2 protein-coding genes are annotated in these 1,407 nt (G+C 48.2%); both read left to right on the forward strand.

The window, feature by feature from the left end; genetic code table 11:
• The coding region (locus BZG25_RS16110) for a hypothetical protein (protein WP_206744467.1) at positions 1-253 on the forward strand (253 nt) is incomplete at its 5' end.
• Between the two features lie 151 nt (positions 254-404).
• Positions 405-890, forward strand: coding sequence for an REP-associated tyrosine transposase (locus tag BZG25_RS15565; RefSeq protein WP_077639367.1), 486 nt, complete (start codon positions 405-407; stop codon positions 888-890).
• The last annotated feature ends 517 nt before the right edge of the window (positions 891-1,407 follow it).

The following is a 1,407-nucleotide window of genomic DNA, read 5'->3' on the forward strand; positions in this document are numbered from 1 at the left end:
GGCTTGGGTATACACGATTCACACCGCACCGGCGCTTGTCCGACCTACGCTTGGTTTATATATCGATGATCCCATTGGCGTAGGTGACACAAGCCCCGGGACTTTGTTGGATATGGACACATTGTCAACGGGCGCCTGTCACGATCAGTGCCAAATTTGGCCGCCAATGTCGGAGGCGCGCGGCACACATCGTGATATTGATTGGCATTGTGCTGGCGCTTGTCCGACCTACGCCTGGTTTATATATCGATGATCCCATTGGTGTAGGTGACACAAGCCCCGGTACAACAAACACCTTCAATCGTATTTCGCGGCTGAATTCTAATTTATTGTAAAGAAAATTGACTCCTGTCTTGGAATCGCATCATCTGAGGGTATGCGAAGTTGGAAAAAGAGAGTCTGGAATGCGGTATCGGAGAAATTATGCACATGGTGGCACGTACTTTTTTACGATGAACCTACGTGACAGAGAGATGCAGTTGCTTACGGAGTACATAACGTTATTACGCTCAGCGGTGGCAACCGTCAAAGCGTCTCATCCTTTTTATATCGATGCTTGGGTCGTTTTACCTGATCATTTACATGCTATTTGGACACTTCCCGATAATGACTCAGATTATTCAACCAGATGGCGCAAGATAAAGAAGCTGTTTACCAAAAGTGTGTCCCGAATAGATAAGCGATTTGTCACGGCAAAAGGGAGAATATGGCAAGATCGATTTTGGGAGCATACGATCAGGGATGAGCGAGATTTTAAGCATCATTTTGATTATGTGCATTTCAACCCGGTTAAACACGGTTGGGTTGAACAAGTGTCTGATTGGCCGTACTCCTCATTTCATCGTGAGGTTAAAAGAGGGATTTATCATCCGTCGTGGAATTTGTATTAACAGATAGAACGATTATCCGTGCATACCGATCATTTAAACGACGATGACACGAACTCCCGGCACGATGTTAGATAGGTGTAGATTGCCAACGGGTGCCTGTAACGATCATTGTCAAATTTGACCGCCAATGTCGGAGGCGCGCGGCATATATCGTGATAATGATTGACACCGCTCCGGCGCTTGTCCGACCTACGCTTGGTTTATATATCGATGATCCCATTGGCGTAGGTGACACAAGCCCCGGGACTTTGTTGGATATGGGCACATTGTCAACGGGCGCCTGTCACGATCGGCGCCAAATTTAACATCGGTGCCAAATTTGGCCACCAATGTCGGAGGCGCGCTTCGGCTTGGGTATACACGATTCACACCGCACCCGCGCTTATCCGACCTACGCCTGGTTTATATATCGATGATCCCATTGGCGTAGGTGACACAAGCCCCGGCACGGTGTTGGATATGTGCACATTGTCAACGGGCGCCTGTCACGATGATTGCCAAATTTGGCCGCCAATGT

The organism is Salinivibrio sp. ML198 (assembly GCF_001996015.1).
Taxonomy (GTDB): domain Bacteria; phylum Pseudomonadota; class Gammaproteobacteria; order Enterobacterales; family Vibrionaceae; genus Salinivibrio; species Salinivibrio siamensis.